This is a genomic window from Psychromonas antarctica, from assembly GCF_022267535.1.
GTDB lineage: Bacteria > Pseudomonadota > Gammaproteobacteria > Enterobacterales > Psychromonadaceae > Psychromonas > Psychromonas antarctica.
In genome coordinates, this window is record NZ_JAHNZV010000191.1 from 1 (window position 1) to 2,972 (window position 2,972).

Consider the following 2,972-nt stretch of genomic DNA (forward strand, 5'->3'; position numbering starts at 1 on the left):
TCATTTTTATCTTTACGCCAAATAAGAAGAAGGTAGTTAGCGTAACGGTTAAAAACATTCAAGCAAGTCGATCTTTTTTGATCTTCGATAAATTATTAAAAGTGTGACTAAGGTGCTGAGTAGTTACAGAAAATAATGAAAGGTTTTGCAACAACCGCAGGTCAACAAGGTCCTGAGGGTTATGCTGGGTACGACAAGACACTTGTCCCACGTTATGATCTAAAAAAAGCCAAGCAGTTGATGAAAGAAGCGGGTTACGAGAAAGGCTTCAAACTTTCTATGATGGCCCCCAACAACCGTTATGTAAACGATGCTCAAATTGCGCAAGCAGTTGCTTCGATGCTGTCTAAGATTGGAATTAAAGTTGATCTTAAAACTCTTCCTAAAGCGCAATACTGGCCTGAATTTGACGTTTGTGCAGCTGATATGATGATGATTGGCTGGCACTCAGATACTGAAGATTCAGCAAACTTCTCTGAGTTCCTAACCATGACGCGTAATGAGGAAACTGGTAAAGGCGCTTATAACTGCGGTTATTACTCAAATCCAGTTGTCGATAACTTAGTTAATAGTGCGAATACTGAAACAGATCCAGCGAAACGAGCAGTTATGCTACAAAAAGTAGAGCAGACACTCTATAAAGACGCTGCATTTGTACCATTACATTGGCAAAATCTAGCCTGGGGTGCAAAATCTAATTTGCAGGTTGAGCCTATTGTTAACGCATTAAACCAACCCTACTTTGGCGACCTTGTGGTTAAGTAACACTTACTAACATACACACCCGTTAGCAATCAAAATGGCCCTAAAACAATGCAAATTGTGTCACTAGGGCCTTTATTTTTACTGTGATATCAGAATAAATATTTGATAAATAACTACTTTAATAAATTTATAGGGAAGTCAAAATGTTTACGTTTCTGATCCAGCGTTTTTTCCAAGCGCTGATAGTGATGTTTGTGATCAGTCTGGTGGCCTTTGCCATTCAAGATAACCTAGGTGATCCGTTACGGGAACTCGTCGGCCAGTCGGTTTCTGAAGTAGAGAGACAAGCACTGCGTGATGAGTTAGGGCTTAATGACCCCTATCTGACCAAATACACACGTTTTATATCTAATGCTGTTCAGGGTGATTTAGGTACCTCATATTTCTTCAAAAAACCTGCGACGACAGTGATTCTTGACAAGCTTCAAGCAACCCTTGAGCTGGTTTTTGGTGCCACATTAATTATTATTTTTGTCGCCATTCCATTAGGCGTTTTTTCGGCTATCCATCCGAAAAGCGTGCGCACAAAAATGATTATGGCATTTAGTAGTTTGGGCATTTCCGTGCCCGTTTTTCTTACCGCTATCCTATTAATGTATCTTTTCTCTATTGAGCTTAATTGGCTGCCTTCCTATGGCCGCGGTGATACCGTTAATGTGTTCGGCTGGGAAACGGGGTATTTGACTAAAGACGGCCTGTTGCATCTTATCTTGCCTTGTATTTCATTGGCTTCAATTATGTTGCCACTCTTTATTCGCTTAGTGCGCTCGGAAATGTTAGAGGCATTGGGTTCTGAATATGTTAAGTTTGCCAAAGCGAAAGGCTTAGCAATGAATAAAATTTATTATAAGCATGCGCTAAAAAATACGATGCTCCCCGTCATTACGGTTGGTGGCGTACAAATCGGTACAATGATCGCTTATACCATTTTAACTGAAACGGTCTTTCAATGGCCTGGAACAGGTTTTCTATTTTTAGAGGCTATAAACCGTGTCGATACACCTCTGATTACCACTTATGTTATTTTTGTTGGCTTAATTTTTGTTGTGACCAACACCATTGTTGATCTGTTATATGGGTTTATTAATCCAACGGTCAATATTACCGGTAAAGGAGCATAACCTTGAATACGATTACTTCTTCACATGTACCTAGTTATTGGCAACGGATCAAACAATCTGATCTTATTTACCACTTTTTAAGAGATAAAGTGGCGATGCTCAGTTTTGCACTGTTTTTAGCGTTTTGTCTTGCCGCTTTATTCGCCCCTATTATTTCGCCCACTAACCCATACGATTTGACCAGTATTGATATTATGGACTCCGAATTGCCGCCATCATGGCTTGAAGAAGGTGACCAACGGTTCCTGCTTGGCACGGATGATCAAGGCCGGGATATATTTTCAACGATACTTTATGGCTCACGCCTCTCATTAATCATTGGTTTCTTAGCCGTTGCGGTGCAGTTAACACTGGGTATTGTTATTGGTTTATCGGCAGGTTACTTTGGCGGTCGTATTGATAGTTTCTTAATGCGCTTTGCCGATGTACAACTCTCCTTTTCAACCATGATGGTAGCAATTATTGTATCGGCTATTTTCAAAGCCAGCTTTGGTGCTACATTTTACAGTGACTATGCAGTGATCATGTTAGTGATCATTATTGGGTTTGCCGAATGGCCACAATATGCACGAACAGTACGCGCGTCAGTGCTTGCAGAAAAGAAAAAAGAGTATGTCGAAGCCGCTCAGATCATGGGATTTAAAGTGGGACGAATTATGTTCAGACATATTTTACCCAACTGTTTATCACCTATTTTAGTTATTTCAACAGTGCAGATTGCCAACGCAATTATGTCCGAAGCTGCACTATCATTCCTTGGCTTAGGATTACCAGTTGATCAGCCCTCGTTAGGTGCATTAATCAGTATCGGCTTTAAATATATCTTCTCAGGTGCTTGGTGGATAACCGTTTTCCCAGGTATAGTGCTAGTAACGCTGGTATTGGTTATCAACCTGCTGGGCGACTGGCTGAGGGATGTCTTTAACCCAAAAATCTATAAAGGTTAATCCCCCCCCCCCCATCGAGTAGGGTGAGGCTTTTGCCTCATCCCTCTCACAGAACCGTACGTACGGACCTCGTATACGGCTCCTGTATTCTTATATTCCATCATTTCGTTTTAACAAACGCTGAGGGAGCAAGCCAACC

Annotated in this window: 3 protein-coding genes; all 3 read left to right on the plus strand. The window is 41.2% G+C overall.

Annotated features, from left to right (window positions below; translation table 11 throughout):
* The first annotated feature begins 135 nt into the window (after positions 1–135).
* The 3 genes from KSO91_RS16690 (at position 136) to KSO91_RS16700 (ending at position 2,833) form a co-directional block, all read left to right on the plus strand.
* Positions 136–765: an ABC transporter substrate-binding protein gene (locus KSO91_RS16690; RefSeq protein ID WP_238744153.1), complete on the plus strand. Its 630-nt coding sequence runs from the start codon at positions 136–138 to the stop codon at positions 763–765.
* Between the two features lie 143 nt (positions 766–908).
* Complete coding sequence (locus tag KSO91_RS16695) at positions 909–1,886, plus strand: ABC transporter permease (RefSeq protein WP_238744154.1); 978 nt, start codon at positions 909–911, stop codon at positions 1,884–1,886.
* Between the two features lie 2 nt (positions 1,887–1,888).
* Positions 1,889–2,833, plus strand: coding sequence for an ABC transporter permease (locus KSO91_RS16700; protein WP_238744155.1), 945 nt, complete (start codon positions 1,889–1,891; stop codon positions 2,831–2,833).
* Positions 2,834–2,972 lie beyond the last annotated feature (139 nt).